At 69.3% G+C, this 24797-nt stretch carries 16 protein-coding genes; 10 read left to right on the top strand and 6 right to left on the bottom strand.

The genetic code is table 11. From position 1 onward, the window contains the following. Positions 1–11: 11 nt before the first annotated feature. A complete protein-coding gene (locus I4J89_RS21570) occupies positions 12–314 on the bottom strand; it encodes a hypothetical protein (RefSeq protein WP_196415828.1) in 303 nt (100 codons plus the stop codon). A 433-nt stretch (positions 315–747) separates the two neighbouring features. On the opposite strand from I4J89_RS21570, the gene cspE reads away from it, so the two are divergent. The 3 genes from cspE (at position 748) to I4J89_RS21555 (ending at position 5130) form a co-directional block, all read left to right on the top strand. After that, positions 748–951 carry a transcription antiterminator/RNA stability regulator CspE gene (gene cspE, locus I4J89_RS21565; protein ID WP_196415827.1) on the top strand — a complete coding sequence of 68 codons (204 nt, stop codon included), beginning with the start codon at positions 748–750 and terminating at the stop codon, positions 949–951. 147 nt (positions 952–1098) lie between these two features. Further along, positions 1099–3855, top strand: a complete 2757-nt coding sequence (locus I4J89_RS21560; protein ID WP_196415826.1) for an alpha-amylase family glycosyl hydrolase — start codon at positions 1099–1101, stop codon at positions 3853–3855. 69 nt (positions 3856–3924) lie between these two features. Next, on the top strand, positions 3925–5130 hold the full coding sequence (locus I4J89_RS21555; protein ID WP_196415825.1) for an EAL domain-containing protein: 1206 nt from the start codon (positions 3925–3927) through the stop codon (positions 5128–5130). 3 nt (positions 5131–5133) lie between these two features. On the opposite strand, the gene I4J89_RS21550 is transcribed toward I4J89_RS21555, so the two are convergent. Beyond that, entirely contained in the window at positions 5134–5862 is a 729-nt protein-coding gene (locus I4J89_RS21550; protein WP_196415824.1) for a hypothetical protein, read from the bottom strand. Between the two features lie 4 nt (positions 5863–5866). Further along, on the bottom strand, positions 5867–6451 hold the full coding sequence (locus I4J89_RS21545; protein WP_196415823.1) for an RNA polymerase sigma factor: 585 nt from the start codon (positions 6449–6451) through the stop codon (positions 5867–5869). A 143-nt stretch (positions 6452–6594) separates the two neighbouring features. On the opposite strand from I4J89_RS21545, the gene I4J89_RS21540 reads away from it, so the two are divergent. The 4 genes from I4J89_RS21540 to I4J89_RS21525 all read left to right on the top strand — a co-directional run bounded on the left by I4J89_RS21540 (position 6595) and on the right by I4J89_RS21525 (position 18403). Beyond that, the gene (locus I4J89_RS21540) at positions 6595–15591 is read left to right on the top strand and encodes a golvesin C-terminal-like domain-containing protein (RefSeq protein ID WP_196415822.1); all 8997 of its coding nucleotides are present in this window, start codon (positions 6595–6597) and stop codon (positions 15589–15591) included. Between the two features lie 2 nt (positions 15592–15593). Beyond that, positions 15594–16025 (top strand): hypothetical protein, encoded by a 432-nt coding sequence (locus tag I4J89_RS21535; RefSeq protein WP_196415821.1) that lies wholly within the window; start codon positions 15594–15596, stop codon positions 16023–16025. Between the two features lie 364 nt (positions 16026–16389). Beyond that, positions 16390–16830, top strand: a complete 441-nt coding sequence (locus tag I4J89_RS21530) for a hypothetical protein (RefSeq protein ID WP_196415820.1) — start codon at positions 16390–16392, stop codon at positions 16828–16830. Positions 16831–17095: 265 nt separating this feature from the next. After that, a complete protein-coding gene (locus tag I4J89_RS21525; protein WP_196415819.1) occupies positions 17096–18403 on the top strand; it encodes an AfsR/SARP family transcriptional regulator in 1308 nt (435 codons plus the stop codon). Here the strand turns inward: I4J89_RS21525 and I4J89_RS21520 are convergent. Next, positions 18356–18520 carry a hypothetical protein gene (locus I4J89_RS21520; RefSeq protein WP_196415818.1) on the bottom strand — a complete coding sequence of 55 codons (165 nt, stop codon included), beginning with the start codon at positions 18518–18520 and terminating at the stop codon, positions 18356–18358. The genes I4J89_RS21525 and I4J89_RS21520 overlap by 48 nt on opposite strands. A gap of 54 nt (positions 18521–18574) precedes the next feature. Further along, a complete protein-coding gene (locus tag I4J89_RS21515) occupies positions 18575–19804 on the bottom strand; it encodes a threonine synthase (protein ID WP_196415817.1) in 1230 nt (409 codons plus the stop codon). Positions 19805–19861: 57 nt separating this feature from the next. On the opposite strand from I4J89_RS21515, the gene I4J89_RS21510 reads away from it, so the two are divergent. Further along, positions 19862–20398: an EVE domain-containing protein gene (locus I4J89_RS21510; protein WP_309238409.1), complete on the top strand. Its 537-nt coding sequence runs from the start codon at positions 19862–19864 to the stop codon at positions 20396–20398. On the opposite strand, the gene I4J89_RS21505 is transcribed toward I4J89_RS21510, so the two are convergent. Then, a complete protein-coding gene (locus tag I4J89_RS21505) occupies positions 20355–23174 on the bottom strand; it encodes a S8 family serine peptidase (RefSeq protein ID WP_196415816.1) in 2820 nt (939 codons plus the stop codon). The two genes, I4J89_RS21510 and I4J89_RS21505, sit on opposite strands and share 44 nt — an antisense overlap. A gap of 196 nt (positions 23175–23370) precedes the next feature. On the opposite strand from I4J89_RS21505, the gene I4J89_RS21500 reads away from it, so the two are divergent. Beyond that, the gene (locus I4J89_RS21500; RefSeq protein ID WP_196415815.1) at positions 23371–23553 is read left to right on the top strand and encodes a hypothetical protein; all 183 of its coding nucleotides are present in this window, start codon (positions 23371–23373) and stop codon (positions 23551–23553) included. A gap of 182 nt (positions 23554–23735) precedes the next feature. Continuing rightward, positions 23736–24452, top strand: a complete 717-nt coding sequence (locus I4J89_RS21495; protein ID WP_196415814.1) for a sulfotransferase family protein — start codon at positions 23736–23738, stop codon at positions 24450–24452. Positions 24453–24797: the final 345 nt, after the last annotated feature.

Genomic DNA, 24797 nt, shown 5'->3' with positions numbered 1-24797 from the left:
CCCGGCGCCGCTTACGGAGCGGGTCGTTGCCGCACCTGGGTCGGCGGCGCGAGCTGCACCGTCCAGGTCCGGGCGGTTCCGACGACCGCGATGGCCCGGCAGAGGAGTTCGCAGCCCAGCTGCGGCGTTCCTTCCGCGAAGCCGCGGTTGATGAAGTTGACCGCCTTCGGGTGATCGCCTGCTTCGAGAGCGTTCTCGAGCCCGGCGGTCAGGACCGCCGCGAGCGCGGCCTGGAAACTGTCCGCCCCTCTCTCACGAAGGGTCTTGGCGGGCTCGCGCGACGTTGATGCGGTGACCGTGGGCGGGGCTAACACAGAGGTCGTTCTCCTCGGATGTCGGTGTTGCTCGGTGATGCCAGCCGTACACGAACGCGGCGGAAAATCAGATCGCCCGGCGCTCAACGGTGGAGGTTGTCCTGCAGCACGCCCGGTGGGCGTCGACGAACTGATCCACTCGTACTCTACCCGCACTTCACCCAGTGGTGCGGCCGCAGACTCGGGACGGTGGCCAAGCGCTCGTCGAGGTGTGACGTGGATCGCGTATCTGGGTTTGGGCGTTGAGCGGCGAAATCTGTGATAGGTTTGCTCCGTTGCAGTTTTGATTTCCGTAGACGTTTCCAGCGCCTGAGGGGTTATCTCAACCTTTCCAGGCGCTTTTTCGTTTGTCGTGTCGGTTCGGCGCGGGCGATCAACGCGGCGGCGTAAGGTCCGCACAGTGCGGACTTGCACAGCCTGCTAAGGAGCAGACATGGCTACAGGTACCGTGAAGTGGTTCAACGCTGACAAGGGTTTCGGCTTCATCAGCCAGGACGACGGCGGCGCTGACGTCTTCGCCCACTTCTCAGCGATCGCGTCGAGCGGCTTCCGCAGCCTCGACGAGAACCAGCGGGTGGAGTTCGACATCACCCAGGGCCAGAAGGGCCCGCAGGCGGAGAACATCCGCCCGCTCTGATCCACACTTTGCGAACGGCGGCCCGACTGGTTCAGCGGGCCGCCGTTCGGCGTTTCCCCAGGCTTTCCGGCTGGGGGTGAGCGGCGGCCCTACCGATCGCGATCGATGCGTGCCTACCATCACAGCGGTCGGGCTTAGGGGGAACGCATGTCGATACGTCGCTCAATCGCCGTCGTCCTGTCCACGCTCCTCGCCGGGACGCTCACCGTCACACCCGCCGAGGCGGCCACCGGCGGGCTGCCGGGCCGCCACTCGTTGCGGGCGCCGGTCACCGACGAGAACTTCTATTTCGTCATGGCCGACCGGTTCGAGAACGGCGACACCGCGAACGACACCGGCGGGCTGCCGGACGACCCGCTCGTCTCCGGGTTCGATCCCACCCGCAAGGGCTTCTACAACGGCGGCGACCTGAAAGGTCTGCTGCAGCGCATCGACTACATCCAGGGACTCGGCACCACCTCGATCTGGCTGACACCCAGCTTCAAGAACAAGCCGGTGCAGCCCGAGGACGGCCCGTCGGCCGGCTACCACGGCTACTGGATCACCGACTTCACCCGGATCGACCCGCACCTGGGCAGCAACGAGGAGCTGCGTGCGCTTGTCGACGCGGCCCATGCGCGCGGCATGAAGGTCTACTTCGACATCATCACGAACCACACCGCCGACGTGATCGGGTACGGCCAAGGCGCTCGCATGCCCTATGTGAGCAAAGACGTCTCGCCCTACCGAACTGCGGCCGGCGCGCCGTTCGACGATCGGGACTTCGCCGGGAAACCGACATTTCCTGACTTAAGTGCGGAAATCTCCTTCCCGTACACGCCAGTGCTGGACGCCGCCGAGCGTGACCTCAAGGTGCCGGCCTGGCTCAACGACGTGACGCTCTACCACAACCGCGGTGACACCACGTTCGTCGGCGAGAACTCGTACTACGGCGACTTCTTCGGCCTCGACGACCTGTTCACCGAGCATCCTCGGGTGGTCCGCGGCATGATCGACATCTACAAGACGTGGATCGCCGACTTCGGCGTCGACGGATTCCGGATCGACACGATGAAGCACGTCGACGACGCGTTCTGGCAGCGGTTCGGCCCCGAGGTGCTGGATTTCGCGCGGCAGCAGGGCAAGCGCGAGTTCTTCATGTTCGGCGAGGTCTTCGACACCAGCCGCAGCTTCACCTCGCAGTACACCACCCGGAACCGGATGCAGGCGGTCATCGACTTCCCGTTCCAGGACGCGGCCCGTAACTTCGCCTCCCGCAGCCGTCCCACCAGCGAACTCGGGCAGTTCTTCGCCGCCGACGACTGGTACACCGACGCCGACTCGAACGTGTACCAGCTGCCCACCTTCCTCGGTAACCACGACATGGGCCGGATCGGCAACTTCGTGGTGACCGACAACCCCGGCGCCGGCGACACCGAGTGGGTCGCCCGGGACCGGCTCGCCCACGAGCTGATGTACTTCTCCCGAGGCAACCCGGTCGTCTACTACGGCGACGAGCAGGGCTTCACCGGGCCGGGCGGCGACCAGGACGCCCGGCAGACGATGTTCGCGAGCCGGGTACCGGAGTATCTCGACGACGACCTGCTCGGCACCGGCGCCACCCACGCGCAGGCCAACTTCGTACCCACGCATCCGCTCTACCGGACCATCAGCGATCTCGCGGCGCTCACCAAGAGACACCCCGCGCTGCGCGACGGGGCACACCAGCACCGGTACGCGAGTGACGCCGCCGGCGTCTACGCCTTCTCCCGCATCGACCGCGGCCAGCAGCGCGAATACGTGGTCGCGCTGAACAACAGCGAGCAGGCGGCTACCGCCGCCATCCCGACCTACGTCGGGAGAGGCACATTCGAGCGGGTGTACGGCAGCGGGCCGTCAACCGTGAGATCGGGAGCCGACCGTACGCTCAGCCTGACCGTTCCGCCGCTGTCGGCGATCGTGTACGCCTCCGGCGGCCGGATCCCGAAGTCGAAGGCCGCCCCGGCCGTCACACTGGCCACACCCGCTCCCGCCGCCGAGTCGCGCGGCCGCATGCGGGTCGAGGCGAGCGTCGCCGGCTCCTCCTTCTACGAGGTGACCTTCTACGCCCGGACCGGCAGCGGTTCCTGGACGCCGATCGGCACCGACGACAGCGCCCCCTACCGGGTGTTCCACGACGTCAGCTCACTACGGGCCGGCACCCCGGTGCAGTACCGCGCCGTGGTCCTGGACAACGGCCGGCACACCGCCACCAGCCAGTCGCGCAGTGCCCGCGTGCCGGCGCCGAACCTGACCATCGAGGCACCGGTCGAGGGCAGCAACGTCCGCGGCCGCGTCGAGGTGCGGGCCGTGGCCGATCCGGAACGCGCCACCCACGTCGTCCGCTTCGAGCGCAGCGTGGACGGTGGGGCGTGGACGCCTCTCGGCACCGACAGTTCGTCGCCGGCGTACACCGCCTTCGACGACCTGGCCGCGCTGAACCTCGCCACCGGCACCCAGGTCCGCTACCGGGCGGTGCTGCGGGAACCGGACGGCACCACGGTGACCAGCGCGGTACGGACCGTCCGGTATGCCGGGCCACCCCTTGAGGTCGCCACCCTGCGCTACCTGCGGCCGGCCGGCGACTACGACGGATGGGGCCTGCACCTGTGGGGTGACGCGGTCGACCCCGCCCTGCTGGCCACGATCGCCTGGGACCGGCCGATGCCGCCGACCCGGATCAAGGACGGCTGGGCCGAGTACGACATCGCGCTGGCCGACGACACCAAGCCGGTCAACTTCATCATGCATCTGCCCAGCGGCGACACCGTGCCGACCACCCGCGAGCCGGGCGGCGACCGGTCCTTCCTGCCGATCGACCATCCCGAGGTGTGGATCAAGCAGGGTGATCCGGTGGTCTACACGAGCCCGCCGCCCACGGGCTAGCCGCTTTGTCTTGACCTCGCCGACGGGCTGCCGATAGCGAACGTGTCAGTCCGCCGAGAGGAATCCGTCATGAGGACCGCTGAAGCGTCGATCGCGGCGTCGCTGGATGCCGACGACGCGATCGACCTGGTGCTGCGCGATCGGCTGGTCACGCCGCACTACCAGCCGATCGTCGATCTGGCGAGCCGCTCGGTCGTCGCCGTCGAGTCGCTGGCGCGCGGGCCGGTGGGCTCGGCGCTGGAGAGGCCGGATCAGCTGTTCGACGCCGCACGCCGGGCGGGACGGCTGGGTGCGATGGACCTGCTCTGCACCGAACGTGCCGTCGAGTGCGCCCTGTCCTCGGCGACCCCGCCGCCGCTGTTGTTCTGCAACGCGGAACCGGCCGTCCTCGATCAGCCGTTCTCACCGCGGCTCCTGGAGCTGGTGCTCGGCGAACTGCCGTTCCGGATGATTCTGGAGTACACCGAGCGTGGTCTGCCCACCGTTCCCGGCGCGCTGCTGCGCGTGGCCGGCACGGTCGAGGCGTGCGGAAACGGGATCGCCCTGGACGACGTGGGCGCCGATCCCATGTCGCTGGCCTTCCTGCCGATCATCGAGCCGGAGGTGATCAAGCTCGACATGCACCTGCTGCGGAACCCGCACGCACCCGCGACGCTGGAGACCTGCCGGATCGTCCGGGCGGCCGCCCGGCGTACCGGAGCCGTGGTGATCGCCGAGGGCGTCGAGACGGAGGCCGACCTGCGGACGGCGCTGGCCCTGGGGGCCACCTGGGGACAGGGCTGGCTGTTCGGGCGCCCGGTGCCGATCGAGGCACTGGACCTCAGCGGGGCGGCGCGGTTCGAGGCGCTACGGCCGTCGCGCCCCGGTTTCCACCAGCCCGCCGGGACCCCGTTCGAGATCGCGGCCGCTCGCGGGGCGCCTCGTGCCGGCACGGTCGACGCGGTGGTGGAGGCGGTGACCCGCATGTGTGCCGCCGTCGGCCCGGACGACGCCGCGGTGGTGGTCGCGTCGTGCGACGACCCGGAGGTCGTGGCCCGGATCCGGCGGGTCCTGGACACCGTGACCTCCCCGGGCGCGTACGTCGCCGTGACCGATCCGGCGCCGGCGCAACCGGCCCCGGCCGAGATCGCCGTGGCCGTCATCGGCACCGACGGCGCGGAAGCGGTGTGCCTGCGTACCCCGGCGCCCGGAACGGATCAGGGCGAGCTCGTCCGGAGCGGCAACCTGCCCACGGTGGCGGCCGTCGGCCGTGCGCTGCTCAAGCGGCTGGCCTGAGGTTCACTCCTTCGGCTTCTTCGATCTCTTCGGCTTCGGCGACTTGGTGGGCTTGGCCGTCTTCTTCGCGGTGGGAGAGGACGGCGACACGGTCACCGAGGCGCAGTAACGGGCGACGTTCTGCTCGCCACCGGCGGCGGCGTACAGGTCACGCCGGTCCCGGCCGTTCATCGGATGCCCGCCGGCCTCGGCCGTTTTCCACGCCGTGCACCAGCTGGCCCGCGACGGCGTCAGGGTGGCCGTCGGCGCCGATGGCCTGGGGGTGGGGGTGGGTGTGGTTGTGGCCGGCGCCGGTCCGGGCCGCGTGGGACTGGTGCCGGGCGGGCTGGTGCCGGGCGCCGGAACGCCGAGCCCGGAGAACAGGCGGTGCGCGCTCTGCTGAAACCCGGCGGGCAGATCTCCGGTGCGTGCCGCCACCGCGGTGCCGCTGGCGCCCAGGAGAACCAGCGCTGTCCCGACGGTCACAGCGAGCCTCCGTGTGGGCCCTGACGCCGGGACCGCCGGGACACGGGGCACCGACGCGGCCTGGCGGCGTTCCGCGGCGAGCGCGGCGACCATCGCCTGCTCGCCGTTGAGTTCGGCCGCGGTGGCCGGGGCCCGTACGGCCTCGAGCAGGTGATCCAGGCCGGGATTGCCCGGCCCGGCCCGATCACCCGCGACCAGGCGCTCGGTCTCGTCGCGGCCGAGCCGTTCGGCACGCCGTGCACGGATCGCACGGAGCAGGCGTCGCATCCGGTTACACCCCCTCAGTGGCTTCGTGACGCAGGAATTCCGCCGCCCGGCCGCGGACCTGCGGATCGGCGGCCAGCCGGCGCAGGCCGCGCATCGTCGCGATCCGTACCGCACCGCGGCGTTTGCCCAGCACCCGGGCGGTGGCGGCGACGTCGAGACCGGCCACCACCCGTAGCATCACGGCTTCCGCCTGATCGGCGGGAAGGGCCGCGACCCGGCTCAGCGCCCAGGCGGTCTCCGAGCCCTCGATCACCTCGGTGGCGGCGTCCCGGCCCGCCGGGCCCGCGTCGACCGTCTCGGCCGGGTCCTCGAGGCGCCGGCCGGCCCGCCGGAGTTCGTCGATGCCGCGGTGCCGGGCGATGCGGAACAGCCAGGCGCGGAAGGCGGCCGGGTCGCCGGTGAACCGGTCCAGGTCACGGGCGGCCTGGAGCCAGGTCTCCGACGCGGCGTCCTCAGCGGCGTCACCGGCGAGCACCCGTAGATAGCGCAGCACAGCGGGGTGCAGCGTACGCCACAGTACGGCGAATCCAAGCTCGTCACCCGCCCGCGCCGCGATCAGCGCGGCGGCGAGTTCGTCATCCGTCGGCAAACGAGGCCCCCCTCAGCAACAGGGGAGCACGCTACCCGCCGGGCGGTGAAGCTACATCGCGGATGTATCACGAATGTACGCCCATGAATATGCCACTCACCTAGCTTCCCCTCGTCGTATGTCGACAGACGAAGGACGTGGGCATGGGGAGAATACGGGGCGCGCTCATCGCGGCCTTGGCGCTGACGCTCGTGGCGGGCTCAGGTGCCGTGGGCTACGTGATGACGCGAGACGACACCGCACCTGCGGCATCGGCCCAGGCCGACGACCGTCCAGCGGCGGACGAACCGGGACTGCTGGACCGGATGCGCGGTGCGGCCGAGGAACTGGTGGGCGCCGGGGACGGCCGGTCGCGGGCCGAGCCGGTCAGCGCCGGCCTGGCGGTCAACGAGGCGGCGCCGGCCGCGAAGAAGTGGCCGGCGCAGAAGCGGGTACGTGAGATCACGTCGAAGCGGAACGCCAACGGCACCGTCTACCAGCTGTCCGACGGCCGAATGCAGGCGGAGATCTCTCCGGTGCCGGTGAACTACCGCGACGGCGGCCGGTACCGGCCCATCGACACACGGGTGCGGCCGACCGGCGAGACCGGCTACGTGCAGGGCAACTCGACGAACACCTTCACCAGCCTGTTCGGTGACACGAGCGACAACCTGGTGCGGTTCGTGAAGGACGGCCGGACGGTCGAGCTCGGCCTGCCCGGTGCGGCTCGCGGCGCGACGCCGAAGGTGTCCGGTTCCACGGTCACCTACCCGGGTCTGATCGGTGGTGCCGACCTGATCTACGACGTCAGCTCGACCGAGCTGAAGGAGAAGATCCTCCTCAAGAAGGCCCCGTCGGGTCCGGCGTCGTACACGTTCTCCCTGGACACCACGGGCCTGACGGCGTTGCCGCAGCAGGACGGGTCGATCGCGTTCCAGAACGCGGCCGGCGCGACCGTGCTGACCATGCCCGCCCCGTACATGTACGACAGCGCCGGCACGACCAGCACGAAGGTCACGCAGCGGGTCGCCGGGTCGACGATCACGGTGACCGCGGACTCGGCCTGGCTGGCGGACCCGGCCCGGAAGTACCCGGTCGTGGTGGACCCGACGATCAAGGTGCAGCCGGTCCCGGCCGACGCCCAGGACGTGATGATCTCGTCGGGCGCCACGACCACCAACTACAACAGCTCGTACGAGCTGCGGGTGGGCACGGACGCGACGGCGGCGTGGCGGTCGCTGCTGAAGTTCGACACCGGCATGGTGCCGGCCGGCACCACGATCGACGACGCTCAGCTCCAGCTCTACTACGACTCGTCCTACCACGCGTACGGCTACGACGTGCCGATGGAGGCTCGCAAGATCACCTCGGCGTGGTCGGAGACGACCGCCACGTGGGCGAACATGAACGCCAACATCGCGGCCGAGCCGGTCGGCAACATCGTCACGGTCGACGACGGGGACAGCAACACCGCCGCGGCGGGCACCTGGACGGCCTCGACGAACACCGCGTTGATCGCGAAGGCGATCGGCGGCGACTACCGGGTCAACAACGACGCGACGACCGGGCACACCTACACCTACGTGCCGACCATCACCGAGGCCGGGAACTACCTGGTCGAGGTGCACTACGTCGGCGAGAACGACCGGGCGGCGAACGCGCCGTACACGGTGCACTACAACGGCGGCTCGAAGGCGTACACCGTCGACCAGACCACCCCGGTCGCCGCCGGCGGCTGGAAGACCCTGGGCGTGCATCCGTTCGCGGCCGGCACCACCGGCCGGGTCGTCCTGGGCGACGTCGCGAACAAGGCGGTGATCGCCGACGCGGTGCGGTTCACCAAGGCGAACACGGTCAAGGCGAACAGCAAGTCGAGCGTGTGGTCCGCGTTCCCGGTGCGCAACGTCGTGCAGGAGTGGGTCAACGGCGCGGCCAACAACGGCCTCATGATCAAGGCGGTAAACGAGGCCGACAAGGGTCGCGGCGGCGCGATCTTCCAGGCCTCGGAGTACGCGTACAACAACGCCCGCCGCGACGCGAACCTGCCGAAGCTGGTGGTCACCTACGGCAAGCCGGGCGTCCCGGTGAACCCGCCGACGACCATCACCGCGACCGGTGCGCTGCTGGACTGGCCGGCCTACTCCGGCACCGACATCGCCGAGTACCAGGTGCACCGCAGCGTCTACCAGACCTGGACGCCGTCCGCGGCGACCCTGGTGGCGCCGGTGGCGAGGGGCACGACGACCTTCCAGGACACCACGGCGTCGCCGACACCGGCGGCCGAGACCGACATCATGAAGCGCAAGTTCTTCTACTACATGGTCGCCGTCAAGACCACCGACGGGAAGATCATCGCCGGTCCGACCGTGCCGGCCATGCTGCCCAAGGCCGGGCAGATCACGAAGATCTTCCGGAGCGGGGTGACCGACACGACGCTGTCGGCGACCCAGCCGGCGGCGAACGTCAACAGCTACGCCGGCGACCCGTACGTCTCACCGGGCAACAACTCGTCGACGTACGGCGACACCCGCGGCCTGGTCAAGTTCCCGATCTCCGGGGTACCGGCGAACGCGCAGGTCACCGACGCACAGCTGCGGATGTGGAACGTCGGTCTCTACCCGGGCACGGACACCGACGAGTACGTCGACGTGCACCGGCTGACCCGCGCCTTCGACCAGACCAAGGCGACCTGGAACACCAGCGACGGCACCACCGCATGGACGAAGGCGGGCGGTGACTACGACGCCACCGCGCTGTCGGCGAACAGCACCTTCACCAACGATCCGAAGTGGATGACCTGGGACGTCACCACCGCGGCCAAGTCCTGGGTGACGACACCGTCCGGCAACCACGGCGTACTGCTCAAGCAGCGCGACGAGGCCGCCGCCACGGCGCGGGCGATGCTGCTGGCCGCCGAGACGGCCGAGCCCATGCTGCGCCCGACGCTCGAGGTCACCTACCTGGAGCAGACGCCGGAGTCGACGTACTACGCGGCGCAGCTGCCCGAGGGCGCACCGCCGGCGACGACGTTCACCACGCCGGTGTCGGTCTCGAACCCGACGCCGACGGCCTGGAAGGCGGCCGACTGGCAGCTGTCGTACAAGTGGGCACGGGCCAACGGCGAAGCGGTGAGCGGCTCAACCGCGGTCACCGCGCTGCCCGCGGACGTCCCGTCCGGCGGCACGGCCGACCTGACCGCGACGGTCACCACCCCACCGTCGACGACGGAGGGCAACAAGAAGACCGACTACACGATCAGCTGGGAGCTGCAGAACAAGACCACCGGGCAGACGCTGTCGCAGACCGCGTCCATCGCGCCGCTGGCGCAGAAGGTCGCGGTGGTCGAGGCCACCTCGGACCAGCTCGGCCTGGAGGACTTCTACTCGTACGCGGGGAAGAACACCGGCGCCGGCGGCAGCCTGATGAACAACCTGTACGCCGGTAACACGGTGTGGCAGTACAACGCCTTCAGCAACCCGTCGCGGGGCCTGTCGTCGTTCGCCCGGCTCTCCTACAACTCGCTGGACACCACCGACACGGTCTCCGGCTTCGGCTGGTCGTTGCAGGCGTCCACGATGATGCGCCTGGGCAGCCCGCTGGACTTCCACCCGAACCCGAAGCCGACCACGGTGACGTTCACCGACGGTGACGGCACCAGCCACCGGTTCAGCCTGGACCAGGCCACCGGCACCTGGGTGTCGCCCAAGGGCGTGCACCTGTACCTCGAGCAGAAGGCCGGGGTCGACTGCAAGCCGAACACCCAGGAGTCGCAGGCCTGGTCGCTGACCCGCCCGGACCGCACCCGGTTCTTCTACGACTGCGAGGGCTACCCGACCTCGACGGTGGACAAGAACGGCAACACCATGCTGTTCACCTACGAGGAGCGCAAGAGCAACAACGCGCCGACCAAGTTCCTCCGGTACGTCACGGACCCCGAGTCGCGGCAGACCATCACCATCGACTACTGGGCCAAGGGCGAGAACTTCGAGTACATCAACGACACCACCTGGACCCGGGCGTCCGGCACCGGTCTGACCAACCCGAAGATCATCGACCACGTCAAGACGATCAAGGATGTCGCCGGGCGGACGCTGTACTTCACGTACACCGACAAGGGCCTGCTCGGTGAGCTGATCGACGGCTACGGCTCGACCGACGGCACGCCGAAGACGTTCAAGTTCCAGTACGACATGACCCAGGGGAACAAGAACGTCAAGCTGGTCAAGGTCACCGACCCGCGGGGCAACGCGACGAACCTGGTCTACCACTACCCGTCGACCGGCGACGACCCGCAGTGGCACTGGCGGACCAAGTCGTACACCGACCGGCTCGGCGGGCTGACCCAGTTCGCGTACACCGACCCGGACGGGCCGCAGGGCCGCAACATCAACACCGTCGTCACCGACGCGGAGAACAACAAGACCACCTACAACCATGACGGGTACGGCCGGCCGTACCAGGTGACCAACGCCAAGAACGAGGTCACCAAGCTGGTCTGGGACGACCAGCACAACGTGACGTCGCTGACCGAGGCGAACAGTGCGGTGTCGACCTGGCGGTACGACGCCAAGACCGGTTACCCACTGGAGATCAAGGACGCGCTCGCGGTCAAGAACAACCACGCGGGGACCGTCCTGACCTACCAGACGCAGCTCAACGGGTACGTGGCCGACCTGGCCACGAAGACCAGCCCGGAGGGCCGCAGGTACTCGTTCACCTACACGACCGAGGGCGACCTGGCCACGGTCACCGACCCGACCGGTGCCGTCACCACCAACACCCACGACACCTGGGGCCGGCTGCTCACGGCGAAGGACGCCAACGGCAACGAGACCAAGTTCGATCTGTACCACGCCAGCGGATACCCGCAGAAGATCATCGACGCGAAGCTGGTGGCGTCGGCGTTCGTCTACGACGCCCGCGGCAACGTGACCGAGGTCAGGAACGACAAGCAGGCGAAGACCACTCAGACGTACGACACCTTCGGGCGTCCGAAGGATCGGGTCGAGCCGGTCGACGCCGCGAACAACCGCTACCTGACCATCAAGGCGTCGGTGTACGACGCGAACGACAACATGCTCACGGCGTACGCCGCCAACGGCACGACGACCACGTCGGTCTTCGACAAGGCCGACCAGGTGATCGAGTCGGTGATGCCCAAGGACGAGTCGACGAGCGCCGAGCGCAGGTCCACCTACACCTACGACAAGGTCGGCAACCTGCTCACCGAGACGGAGCCGCAGGGCAATCTGACGGCGACGGCCGGCGACTACACCACCACTACCAAGTACGACGCGATCTACCAGCCGATCGAGATGGTCAACGGCAAGGGTCAGAAGGTCACCGCGGTCTTCGACAACGTCGGCAACCTGTTGACGCTGGTGGATGCCAAGAAGAACGCCACGGCCGACACCACCGACTTCACCACCAAGTACGAGTACGACCTGCTGCACCGTGTGGTGAAGACGACGGACGCGGCCGGCAAGTTCACCACCGTCCGCTACGACAAGGACGGCCTGACGGTCGGTAGCACGGACGCCGACGGCAACGAGTCGGTGGCGGCGTACAACGCCCGCGGTGACCTGATCGAGTCGAAGGTTCCGCACACCCGGGACACCTCCGGCGCCGTCACCTACCGCACGACGAAGTACGAGTACGACCCGGTCGGCAACCAGACCAAGGTGATCACGCCGCGGGGCGTCGCGTCGGCGAACGCGGAGGACTTCACCGCGGTTAAGGTCTACGACCCGCTGAACCGGGTCAAGGAGGTCTGGTCGCCCTACGACCCGGGCGACAGCCGGTACAACAAGCCGGACAAGACCCTCTACGAGTACGACTCGGTCGGCAATCTGGAGAGGGTCAGCGCCCCGGCGTCGGAGGGACAGTCGGTCCGGAACGTCACCGACTACACCTACTACGACAACGGGTGGACGAAGAGCTCGACCGACTCGTGGGGCATCGTCAACAAGTTCGACTACAACGACCTGGGCCAGCAGACGAAGAACACGCTTAGCTCGGCCGGTGGTTCGGTCACCCGGACGATGACCTGGGACTTCTACCCCTCGGGTAATCAGAAGGGCCGCTCCGACGACGGCGTGCCGGTCGGCAAGGACGTGGTCCTGGTCGACAGCTCCGACTCCAACAACACCGCCACCCAGGGCACCTGGACCAGCGGCGCGGCCACCGGCCAGTACGGCTACGACGTCTACACGGCTCCGGCCGGCAGCGGCGCGGCCCAGTACAACTGGCAGCTGAACATCCCGCGGGACGGCACCTACCAGGTGTTCGTGTACTACCCGCAGGTGAGCGGCGCGGCCACGGACGCCAGGTTCACGGTCACCCACTCCGGCGGCAGCACGGTGAAGACGGTCAACCAGACCGCGAACCCCGGCACCTGGGTCAGCCTCGGTAGCTACACCTTCACCGAGGACGCGCCCCAGAAGATCACCTTGACCGACCAGGCGACCGGCAAGGTGGTCGCGGACGCGGTCAAGCTGGTCCGCGACAGCGGCACCGAGACCGACAACGAGAAGAAGGAGTTCACCTACCGGTACAACGCGAACGGGTTCATGACAGAGGTCAAGGACCTCAGCGGCGCGAAGAGCGACACGTACCGCATCTCCTACGACGACGTCAATCAGATCAACAAGATCGAGGAGGTCGCCGCCGGCGCGGTGAAGAACACCACCGCGCTGACCTACGACGACAACGGCAACCCGCTCACCACGACCCACGACCTCACCTGGTCGAAGGTCGAGTACGACGCGCGGGACATGGTCACCAAGGTGACGAACGCCGACTCGCCCACCGCCGGCAACCAGCAGATCTCCACGTTCACCTACACCGCGCGTGGCGAGCTGCTCAAGCAGGTCAAGCCGAACGGCAACACGGTCGACCTGGCGTACTACCTGGACGGCGCGGTCAAGCACCAGGTGGAGAAGACCTCCGCCGGAACCCTGGTCGCGGAGCACAGCCTGGAGTACGGGCCGAACGGCACCCCGTCGAAGGACGTCCTGAAGTTGATGAACGCCGACAACACGTCGGACTACATCGACAACACGTACACCTTCGACTACGACCCGCAGGACCGGATCGCCAAGCTCACCAAGTCCGGGGACAGCTCGGCCACCGAGGCGTACGTCTACGACGCGAACAGCAACGTCGTGTCGGAGACTGCCGGAGGCGTCACCACCACCCACAAGTACGACCGCAACCGGCTGCACTCCTCCACCGCGAGCGGGCTGACGTCGACGTACAACTACGACCCGCTGGGCCGCCTGGACACCGTCTCGACCGGTGGGCAGCGGACGCAGAAGCACTACTACGACGGCTTCGACCGGACGGCCAAGACGACTTCCGGCACCGGGGCCACCGCCAAGTCCACCACCTACGTCTACGACCCGTTCGACCGGACGGTGTCGCAGACCTCGGACGGCAAGACGACCGCCTTCACCTACCTGGGCATCGACAACCAGGTGCTGCGCGAGGAGGTGGCCGGCAAGGCGGACAAGTCCTACCAGTATTCGCCGTGGGGTCAGCAGCTGACCCAGATCAAGCACAAGGACGACGGCGCGAAGGAGTACTCGCAGTACACCTACCGGCCGCGCGGCGACGTCATCGCGATCACCAAGGAGGACGGCAAGACCCGCGCCACGTACGGCTACACCGCGTACGGCAGCGACGACAAGTCCCAGTTCACCGGCGCGGACAAGCCCGCGAGTGAGGGAGAAGAGGAGGAGCCGTACAACGCGTTCCGCTTCAACGCCTCCCGGTGGGACGCCGGCTCCGGCACGTACGACATGGGCTTCCGCGACTACGACCCGGGCCTGAACCGGTTCCTCACCCGGGACTACTACGGCGGCGCGCTGTCGGACATGGGCCTGGCCATGGACCCGTTCCTGAACAACCGGTACTCGTTCGCCGGTGGTAACCCGATCAGCTTCGTGGAGCTGGACGGTCACCTGTTCGGGATGTCTTGGTCGGACCTCGGGCACGCGACGCTGGACGTGGTCGGCATGGTGCCGGTGGTCGGCGAGGTCGCCGACGTGGCGAACGGCATCTGGTACATGGCCGAGGGCAACTACGTCGACGGTGCGATGTCGCTCGCCTCGGCGATTCCGCTGGCCGGCAACGTGATCGGCGCGGTCAAGATGGCGAAGACCGCGGACAACGTCTACGACGCGTACAAGGCCACGGACAACGCCACGGACGTGGCCAAGGCGGCCACTCCACCGAAGGCTCCGGACACGCCGAAGGCCCCGGACGCCGGCGACGCACCGGCCACGCCCAAGGCGGACACGACGAACACGCCGTCGAAGTGCAACAGCTTCGTGCCGGGAACCCGGGTGCTGCTCGCCGACGGTGGCAGCAAGCCCATCGAGGACCTGCAACTGGGCGACCGGGTGCTGGCCACCGACGTGGAGACCGGGGAGAACCAGGCTCGTCCGGTCACCGACGTCCGCAACCACGCCGGGGTCAAGAAGCTGGTCACGATCACCGTCGACGACGACGGCGAGACCGGCAGCTTCACCTCCACCGCCGCACACCTGTTCTGGTTGCCCGACGTTGGCCGCTGGGTCGAGGGCGCACAGCTCAAGCGGGGCATGTGGCTGCAGACCGGATCCGGCACCTGGGTCCAGATCACCGCGATCAAGAAGCACACCCGCACCGAGCGTGTGCACAACCTGACCGTGGACGGCCAGCACAACTACTACATCCTCGCCGGCGACGCGTCCCTGCTGGTGCACAACTGCCCGGGCGGCGTCGACGCCAACGGGAACAAGTGCAACTGCGTCAACGGGGCGCTGCGTGGACCGGGTGGCAAGTTCGCGAAGAACCCGGCCACACCCCCCAAGCCGCCGTCGAGCGGTGTTCATGGCAACTCGCTCAACAGCTCGCGTCCGACCGTTCTGTACATGTTGACGGATGCCAAGACCGGGGACTTCCTCAAGTGGGGTATCACCAGCGAACCGAATCCCATGGACCGATACACGAAGAAGTTCTTGAAGGGAAAGAACCTGGAGATCATCGCCCGAGGAACTCGTAGAGACATGGAGAAGGCGGAGAGGTTCCTCACCTCGCGATGGCCGGGGCCGCTGAATAAGGAAAAACACGCTGGTACGCTGCCCGCATTCAGTCCCGGGCCTCTGGACGGGAGGTAGCGGTGGAAGACGGCGATGATTGGGAGCCACTCTTCGTGGGCTCGGTGATAGGGGGGAGTTCCCCGGACAACCGTGCCAGCAGGGCTGCCGTGTCGGCTCTGGCGCGAGAGGTCGGGCGCCTTCCCTGGGAGTTCGTTTCCGAGGAGACCGGGGTGGACGTGGCCTTTCATATCCCCGGGCCACTGCTGCAACCCGACTACGCGGGAATCAGAACGGGGTCGGTGTCCAGGAAACAGCGCCTCATCGCCGTTCAGATAGCCGTCCCGGCGGACATCACGAGCAAGTCCGACGAGGAGACGTTGCGGTTGTTGGCGGAATACCTCGTGTCCGGAGTGGAAATCGCCCGGGACGCCGTGGCACGCCGTAAAGGTATGCCGCCCGTGATGCAAGCGGTGACCCTGGCGCGACTCGCACATGAGGCCATAACGGAATAAGGCGGCACTGATGTGATGGCCCTCGCCGCCCCCGTCGGCGAGGGCCATCCTACGAAGACGGTGAAATAGGTGGCGCGCGGACGACAGCTCAGGATCTGTCTGCAGCCGGAGGACCGGCCGGAGATCGACCGGTACGTCCGGCCGCGCAACGCCTGCACGCGGGCGAGATCACTCTCCGGATGAACCCGCCCGGCTCCCGGCGGTGACCGTGTAGCGTTCTGCCGGCCATTTCTGTTACTCCATCCGGCGGCCGGACCAAATGACAATGCTCACTGCGCCAATGCCCGGTTGTCGTGTTGAGACTCGCTGGCCGGCGTCCTAGCCTGGGCGCCTGCAATGCGGCAGGGAAACCGGGGTGGGGTCGATGAGCGGTGTGCGGGAGGGTGATCTGCCCGACCGTCCGCTGTCGGTGAAAGTCGATGCCGGCGGCACGACGGGGGAGAACGCGTGGATCGGCGCGGTGTCCGAGTTGGAACGGTCGCTGGAGTCGGCCGTTTCCACCGAATCATCACCTTTCAACCTGGCGGTCACCTACTTCATATCCGGACGGACCTATGCGCCTGGATTCCGGGGTATGCGGGTCGGATTCTATCTCTCGAAGTACCGCACCCTGGTGATTCAAATCGTGCTTCCGGCGTCCCCGCCGGAGGACGGCGCCCGCGCGGAACTGCTCCGGGTTCTCGGCCCGGCCGTCGACCGGGCGGAGGCCTGGGGTCGCCGCAAGCGCCTGCTGGACGGCGAGCTCACGGCAGTGCGAACAGCACTCGCCGAGGTGTCCCGGGAAGAGATGAACGAGCGTGACTGACCCGTTCGGCGAGCTAATGCGCGTCGCCCATAAGCCGGCCGGTCGCTGACCGGCTGCATCGATGGCCCTCGCCGCCCTCCCCGTCGGCGAGGGCCATCCCTATGGCTGGAGGCGAGCGGCCCGACCCACAGCGTTCCGGCGGTGGTTTCTGTTACTCGGAATGGGCGTCTGACCGCTTGATAATGCTCACTGCGCGATTCTCCCGCTTCGCGTTGATCTCTCCTGCTTAGCTACCTAGCCTGGTGGCCGATCAAGGGGGAGATAGATGTCCATCGAGGTCCGTCTACTCGGGCCGGTGGAGTTACGGGGAGACGACGGCCTGGCCGATCCGGGCCCGGCCAAGCGGCGGGCGGTTCTTGCCGCGCTGGCCCTGGAAGCCAACCGGCCGGTGCGGCTGAACCGGCTCACCGAGCTGCTCTGGACCGGCCGGCCACCGGCGTCCGCGGTCGCGAACATCCGCAATCATGTCGCGGCGCTGCGGCGTACGCTCGGCAACCGGATCGTCTCGCGGCACAGCGCGTACCAGCTGAATCTGGCGCCGCACGAGCTGGACGTGACCGAGTTCCGCCGGCTCGCGGAGGGCGGGCGCGGCGCGCTCGCGATCGGCGAGGCCGGCCGGGCCGAGCCGGATCTGGCGGCGGCGTTGCGCCTGTGGCGTGGACCGGCCGGCCACGGGCTGCCCCGCGGGACGCTGGACGTGCTGCTCGCCGGGCTGGAGGCGGACCGGCTGCGGGTCCTGGAGGATCTCGTCGAGGCCCGGCTGAAGCTGGGGTACACCGGTGAGCTGGCGCCGATGCTGCGCGATCACCTCGCCGCCCATCCGTTGCGGGAGCGGGCGTGGGCGCAGCTCATGCTGGCGCTGTACCGCGCCGGTGACCTGGGTTCCGCGCTGGCCGCCTACCGGCAGGCGCAGGCGACCCTGCACGCCCAGCTCGGCGTCGACCCGGGCAGCGAACTGGCGGCGCTGCACGTGGCGATGCTCGAACGCGCGCCGCGGCTCGACCTGCCGGCCCGGCAACCGGATCGTCCGCGCCGGATCGCCGGGGCGGAGGTGCCCCGGGAGCTGCCCCCGGACCCGCCGTTCCCGGGCGGCCATCCGGACGAGTTCGCCGCCGTGCTGGCCGCCGCGCGCCCGTCGCCGGAGGAGCGGGCACCGGCCGCGGTGGTCGTGCACGGTCCACCGGGCAGCGGCAAGTCGGCGCTGGTCACCCGGGCCGGGCACCGGCTGATGGACTCCTTCCCGGACGGGCAGATCTTCGCGGTGGCCCGGCCGGACGTGTCCGCGTCCGATCTGCTGGGCCGGGTGCTGCGGGCGCTCGGTGTGCCGGCCGGCGAGGTGCCCGGGCACGCCGACGAACTGATCGGCCGCTACCGGTCGCTGCTCGCCGCGCGCCGGGTGCTGATCGTCGTGGACGGGGTGACCGACGCCGGGCAGGTACGGCTGCTGATCCCGGCGTCACCCGGCTCCGCGCTGCTGGTGTCCAGCCGCCGGCCGCTGCCGATGCCGGGCGTGCCGCACGTCGCGTTACGGGCGCCGGACCGGCTCGCCCGCCCCGCCAGGCGAGCCCGGTAGTACGACGGCGCGCCCGGCCGACGGGTACGCCTGGTTACGCCCGGCCCGCGCCTTCTGCTCGGCGGTGGGCATCCAGTCCGGCGGCTGGGTGGTGTTGACCTGTGCCACGTCGTACACGCGTGTCCTCCTCCGGTGGTCATCGCATCGACGTAGCTCGTACCCCGCTCCGGGTTATCGAAGCGCCGGCGCGGCGGCCGGTATCCGGCCGTCCACCGGCAGCGCCGGCACGTCCACCGGGATGGTCTCCGGGTACTTCAGGCCGGCTCCGGTGTTGAGGACGAGCACGTCGTCCGTACCGGAAAGGAATCCGGACTCGCGCAGCTGCCGCGCCGCCGCCAGGCAGGCGCCGCCCTCCGGGCAGATGAACGTGCCCTCGTCCGCGGCCACCCGGCGCTGTTCGGCGAGCAGGTCCGCGTCGTTGACCGCGATCGCGGTGCCGCCGGTCGCCCGCACCGCCTCGAGCACCAGGAAGTCGCCCAGGGGCTTGGGTACGGTGATCCCGAACGCCACTGTCCGCGCGTCCGGGAACGGCTCGCTCTCGTCGCGACCGGCCCGGAACGCCTCCACGATCGGCGCGCAGCCCTCGGCCTGCACCGCGATCAGCCGGGGCAGCCGGTCGCCGATCCAGCCCAGCTCCTGCATCTCGCGCAACGCCTTGTAGATGCCGATCAGGCCGACACCGCCGCCGGTCGGGTAGAGGATCGCGTCGGGCACGGTGAAGCCGAGCTGCTCGACGATCTCGTACCCCATGGTCTTCTTGCCCTCGATGCGGTAGGGCTCCTTGAGCGTCGAGACGTCCTGATAGTCGCCGCGCTCGGCGACCGCCGCGGCTACCAGCCGGCCGGCGTCGCCGATCAGGCCGTCCACCAGGTACAGCTCGGCGCCGGTCGCGACACACTCGGTCCGGCTGATCGCCGGAGCGGCCACCGGCATGGCGATCAGGCAGCGCAGGCCGGCGCGGGCGGCGTACGTCGCCCAGGCCGAGCCGGCGTTGCCGTTGGTCGGCATGGCCACCCCGGTGACTCCCAGCTCGGCCGCCCGGGACACGCCGACGGCGGCGCCGCGCGCCTTGAACGAGCCGGTCGGCACCAGCCCTTCGTCCTTCATCGTGAGGCGGGGCAGGCCGATCCGGTTGCCGTAGCGGGGCAGCGGCACGATCGGCGTCATGCCCTCGCCCAGCGAGACGATGTTCGCCGCGTCGCGTACCGGCAGCATCTCCCGGTATCGCCAGAGCGTGGACGGCCGCCCGGCGAGCGCCTGCGGGGTCAGCGTCCGTGCCGCCCGCTCGATGTCGTAACGCGCGAGCAGCGGTGCGCCCGCCTCGCTCAGACCCTGGACGACGTCGGCGTCATACCGTTTTCCGGTTCGGGAGCATTCCAGGTGCGACAGCGCGGAGATCATTCCGGCAAGCGTACGCCGGAAGGGCATCACCGAACCGGTTCCGGGTATCACCACGTGGTGGCCGACACCGCTCAGCGCACCGTCACCGCGGACAACCTCGGCGCGTGGCTGCTCAAGGGCAACGCCGACCACACCGACCTGCGCGGCCGGTTCGCGCGGGAGCCGCGTGTCGGGCGCTGGTGCGTGCAGCCCAGCTATCGGGTGCGGCTGATGGGCGCCGGCCAGCCGGTGTTGTTCTGGGGCAGCGGCAGCCGGCACCGGGACGTGGCCTACGGCATCTGGGGTCTGGGCACCCTTACCGGACCGGCTCGCCAGGAGGACGACGGATCCGGCTGGTGGGTTCCGCTGGGTCTGACGATCGCGCCGCCGGACGAGTGGATCCGCCGGGAGGTGCTGCGGGCGCACCCGGAGCTCGCCGATCTGGAGGTGCTGCGGCAACCGCAGGCCGCCAATCCGTCGTTCGTGACCCGGCGCCAGTTCGCGGTGATCCTGGCGGAGTTCGCTCCGGGATCACCGTCCGGGCGCAGGGGACACGCCCGGACGGTGACCGTCAGGCCGGTTCGAAGCCGGTCAGGTGCAGCGCGAACGCCCTGATCGAACCGGTGTCGGCGCGGGCCCGGTCGGCGACGCGGAAGGTCCACGTCCCGTCGGCCGGGGACACCCGCAGTGACGCCAGCGGATCGTCCGGCCGCCACGTCCCGGTGTACGGCGCACTGGTCGACAGCACCGACGCGAACGGCGCGGCCGCGGCGTCGTCGAACACCACCTGGCACAGGTTGTTCCCACCGCCGCCGCTGCGGGAGAACAGCGTCGCGGTCCGGCCGCCCGGTGCGGTGAGCGTGCCGATGAGGTCCCCGACGAAGGTGTGGTCGATGCCCACGGCCGGCGAGGCGATGTCGGTGGAGCAGGCCGTGCCGTCGATCGAGAAGGTGAGCGACGAGGCGTAGCCGACCCCGCTGACGTCCACGGTCGCCGCGGCGCCGGTAGGGTCGTTGTCCGGGATCGGGACCGGCGGGCCGCTGTAGGCGAAGTCCCGTACCGTCGCCGACGGTTGTCCGGTCGCCACCACCACGGTGCTGTTGGTCGGCGATAGAACGCCGGCGAACGTGATCCGTACCGACAGGGTGACCGGCCGGCCGAGCGGATATCCGGCGGCCAGCTTCAGGGTGTAGTCCCTCGACTTCGACGCGCCCGCGGCGATGTTGCCGTACGACCGGGAACGCGGCGTCAACGTCGCCTGCGGGTCGTCCGAGTCCACCACCACGTTGACGCCGGTGGCCGTGCCGTCGCCGACGTTCGTCGCCGGCAGCGTCACGGTCGCCTGCTCGCCGGGTTCCAGGAACGCGTCCCCGTCACCGGTGGTCGGGGTGACCACCGGTGTCCCGGCCCGGACGAGCGGCTGCGGTGTGGCGCCGGTGTTGCGCAGCACCAGGTCGGCGCGGATCACGCCCTTGCCGCTGCGGTTGTCGTATCCGGCCGGGGCGAGGTCGAGAGCGGTGCCGGTCAGGGCGGCCCGGATCTCGGCGTCGGTCATCCCCGGGTTGCCGGAGAGGGCCAGCGCGGCGATCGCGGCGGCGTGGGGTGCCGCCGCCGAGGTGCCGAAGAACGGCGTGAAGTCGGGGAGCGTGGTGGACACCCCGTCCGCGGCGGTGATGTCCGGCTTGGCCCGTACCGTGCCGCCGGTCGAGGAGAAGTCGCCGGGCGTGATCGGCGTGCCGTCGGCGTTGAAGAAGATCCGGCGCGGCCCGTCCGAGGTGAACCGTTCCGGCTTGGACTGCCGGGTGTGCACGTCCGGGTACGGCCCGGCCGGGTTCGGCGGATCGCCGTCCTCGAGATCGAACGGCAGCGGGTCCTTCGCCGGCGTCGCGGCGACCGAGAACGCGCGCTCCGCGGCGCTGTGCCCACGGCTCACGCCGGGGGTGGAGAACCCTTTGAGCCCGTCGGCCGAGTCGACGAACCGGCCGCGGAACACGGTGAGCTGGAAGTACCGGTCGGCTCCGGCGAACTTCACGGCGGCGAGCCGCTGGCCGCTGCCGGAGTCGGTGGCGAGGATCTCGAACGGGTCGTCGTCGCCGTCCTGCACGTCCTGCGAGAACCCGGAGACGTTGCCGGCCGAGTCGAGCAGGTACAGGTCGTAGTCGTTCGCCGAGCCCAGCAGCGGGTCGGCCCACCACAGCGTGGTCACCCGGTCGGCGCTGTTCGGCGACAGCGGGTTGAACACCTGCACGCCCGGGCCCGGGTCGAAGTCGTGTGCGGTGCCGGCGAACTTCCCGACGCCGCGGCCCGAGTCGACGAAGTCGCCCTCCCAGTTGCCGGAGGTGCCGTCCAGGGTGTTGCCCTCGTTGCCGGCGGAGCTGAAGTAGAAGGCCCCGTCGGCGGTGACCGCGTTGACCGCCTGCGCCGGGAGCCCGTCCTGGAAGGGGCTCTCGTGGTAGTACACGACGTCGTCGACGATGATGTCGCAACCGGCGGTGAAGCGCAGCGCGCGGATGTTCTCCGCGAAGCTCACCTCGCTGGTGAACGCCGTGGCGAAGCCGAGCCGCGCGTTCGGCACCAGGTCGTGGATGATCTCCAGCATCGCGGTGCCCTCGTCGCCCGAACCCTCCTGGCCGGGCAGCACGTCGACGTCGGCCGGCAGGTCGCCGGTCGCCTGCGAATCGGCGAGCGAGTCCACCCCGTCGGAGAGGGCGCAGACCTTCACGCCGGTGCCGGTCACCCGGTAGCGGGCGCGCGCGGTGTCGGCGGCGTGCGTACGGTCGCCCTCCGACACCACCGAGCCCGCAGCGGCCGCGGCGACTCTCGGCGCGGCCCGTACGGCCTTCTCGATCCGCGCGGCTTTGGCCTCCTTCGACTCGGCGGCCGGTTCGCGATCCGGATCGGTCTGCCGGCCGCTGATCAGGCCGTGCTCCACGTTGACGCCGGTCACGTCGGACCATCCGGCGATCGTCGGCAGCGCGGCGAGCGGTGCCTCGACGAGGACCGTCCCGGTCGCCGGTGAGGGGAAGCGGATCCCGGCGCCGGCTTCCCGGAGCCGGGCGAGCAGGTCGTCACCCACCTTCTCGGCGTGCACCTGGACCTCGGTCGTACCCGATGGGGAGACCTCGATCCCGGTGCTGAGTTTCGGCAGCGCGCTCGCGGCCACCTTGCCGCCGCGCTTGCGCAGCTCGACGGCGAGGCGGCTGTCGAGCTTGCGTTCGGCCGGGGTCATCGACTTCTTGAGCTGCTGGAGCGCCGCGATCTGCGCGAAGGCGCGGGATTCCGGATCCGCCGGTGCTTTGGCGCCGGCGCCCGGGGTGGTGAGTCCCACGATGGTGGCGCCGATCGCGAAGACCGTCACCGAGCGCCGGAGCGTGCGTCTGAATGCGTTCAACGCCGAATCCCCCCACTGACATTCGTCGATTCGATGTCTGTGGATGTTACGGCGTGGCGATCGTCCCCGCTACGAGCGAACGGCCGGTGCCGCGTCGCCCGCGTTCATTCACCTCCGGGACACGAACGGTTGTCATGCGGCACGCCTGCGCGCGCCAGGATGAGGACGACCTTGATCGATGGTGGTGATTGCGATCATGATGCTTCTCATCCTGGGAGTCCTGGCAGCGTGGGTCGGCGTCGTCCTCGCCGCGCTGGAGAGTCCGCACGTGCGCAACCGGGCCCGGGTCGAACGGTCCAGCATCGCGCTGCTCGTCGTGACCGGCGTCTCGGTGGCGGCCGGCGCCGGGCGGGCGCTCCTGAACTGGATCACCGTGTGACCGTTCCGGGCCGTACACCCGTGGTTCGGCCGCCGGTCAGTTCGGCCCGCTAGCGTCCTGCGTTCCGGATCGGGCCGACAGGAGCCGTCATGCGAGAACACGTGCCGCAACCGGTGCGGAAGATCCTTTCGCCGCTGCGCCGAGGTGGCGCGCGCCTGCTCCGGAGCGGGATGCACCGGGTCATGCGTATCGCAGGCCCGGCCGGTGACTTCGGCTACGTGTTCGTCGTCAGCTACGGCCGGTCCGGCTCGACATTGCTGATGGGCCTGCTCAACGCGATTCCGGGCTACCGGATCCGGGGCGAGAACTACAACACCCTGTACCGGCTGTACCAGGCCGACGCCGCCGTGGCGAAGGCGTGCGAGAAGTTCGCCGGCACCGAGGATCTCAGCCCGCAGAGCTCCTGGTACGGCACCCCACGCATCCGGGCGCACGGCTACCGGGCGGACCTGATCGCCGCCTTCGTGAACAACGTGCTGCGCCCGGAGCGCGGCGACCGGGTGCTCGGCTTCAAGGAGATCCGCTACACCCCGCTGCACATGACCGATCTGGACGCGTACCTGACCTTTCTCCTCGAAGCCTTCCCGCGCGCCCGGATCATCATCAACCACCGCGACCCGGCCGCCGTCGCGCGCAGCGCCTGGTGGGCCGACGTCCGCGACGCCGAGACCAAGATCCGCGACGCGGACGAGCGCCTGCTGGCCATCCCGGCGGACGACCGCCACTTCCACTTCTTCTACGACGAGATCGACGAGAGCCTGGACAACATCCGCGCGCTGCATCGCTTCCTCGGCGAGAAATTCGACGCTGCCGCGGTGCGGCAGGTGCTGGGCACGCGCTACAGCCCATACCCAGCCGCCGCCCAAACAACTAAGCCGGCTTCTTCGGGGTACGCGTAACCGGCGTCCCGCCGAAGCCGACCCGTCCCCGCGCTCCCGGCGCGGGCCAGGCTTGCCCTCACCGCCCCAGCGCGACCGCCGGGAAACAGCACCACCTGACGGTCACGGCGGCGAACGCGGGCAATCGCGGCTCGCCTTGCTTGGCCCACGCTCAATGCAGTCTCAACGGCCGCCAGACAGCACCCACGTTGGGCCAAGACCCTGACCGCGAAGGCTCTCTAGATGTGATGTCCAGCCAGGTTGTTCAACCGGGTGATGGGTGCCAGCTTGCCGATCGCGGTGTGGGGCCGGTGGTGGTTGTAGTCGTGCAGGAAGCCGGGTAGGGCAGCGCGGCGGGTTTTTTCG

This window comes from Actinoplanes aureus (genome assembly GCF_015704865.1).
In the GTDB taxonomy this organism is placed as follows: domain Bacteria; phylum Actinomycetota; class Actinomycetes; order Mycobacteriales; family Micromonosporaceae; genus Actinoplanes; species Actinoplanes aureus.
Note: the sequence above shows the minus strand (reverse complement) of the source record. Positions and strands in the feature narration are given on the sequence as shown.

Excerpts from the sequence above, each read along its gene's own strand:
- I4J89_RS21515 (WP_196415817.1), bottom strand. The coding sequence starts at position 19,804 with ATGATCTCCGCGCTGTCGCACCTGGAATGCTCCCGAACCGGAAAACGG.
- I4J89_RS21500 (WP_196415815.1), top strand. The coding sequence starts at position 23,371 with ATGATGCTTCTCATCCTGGGAGTCCTGGCAGCGTGGGTCGGCGTCGTC.
- I4J89_RS21550 (WP_196415824.1), bottom strand. The coding sequence starts at position 5,862 with ATGCGACGCCTGCTCCGTGCGATCCGTGCACGGCGTGCCGAACGGCTC.
- cspE (WP_196415827.1), top strand. The coding sequence starts at position 748 with ATGGCTACAGGTACCGTGAAGTGGTTCAACGCTGACAAGGGTTTCGGC.
- I4J89_RS21495 (WP_196415814.1), top strand. The coding sequence starts at position 23,736 with ATGCGTATCGCAGGCCCGGCCGGTGACTTCGGCTACGTGTTCGTCGTC.
- I4J89_RS21560 (WP_196415826.1), top strand. The coding sequence starts at position 1,099 with ATGTCGATACGTCGCTCAATCGCCGTCGTCCTGTCCACGCTCCTCGCC.
- I4J89_RS21530 (WP_196415820.1), top strand. The coding sequence starts at position 16,390 with ATGAGCGGTGTGCGGGAGGGTGATCTGCCCGACCGTCCGCTGTCGGTG.
- I4J89_RS21555 (WP_196415825.1), top strand. The coding sequence starts at position 3,925 with ATGAGGACCGCTGAAGCGTCGATCGCGGCGTCGCTGGATGCCGACGAC.
- I4J89_RS21540 (WP_196415822.1), top strand. The coding sequence starts at position 6,595 with ATGGGGAGAATACGGGGCGCGCTCATCGCGGCCTTGGCGCTGACGCTC.
- I4J89_RS21525 (WP_196415819.1), top strand. The coding sequence starts at position 17,096 with ATGTCCATCGAGGTCCGTCTACTCGGGCCGGTGGAGTTACGGGGAGAC.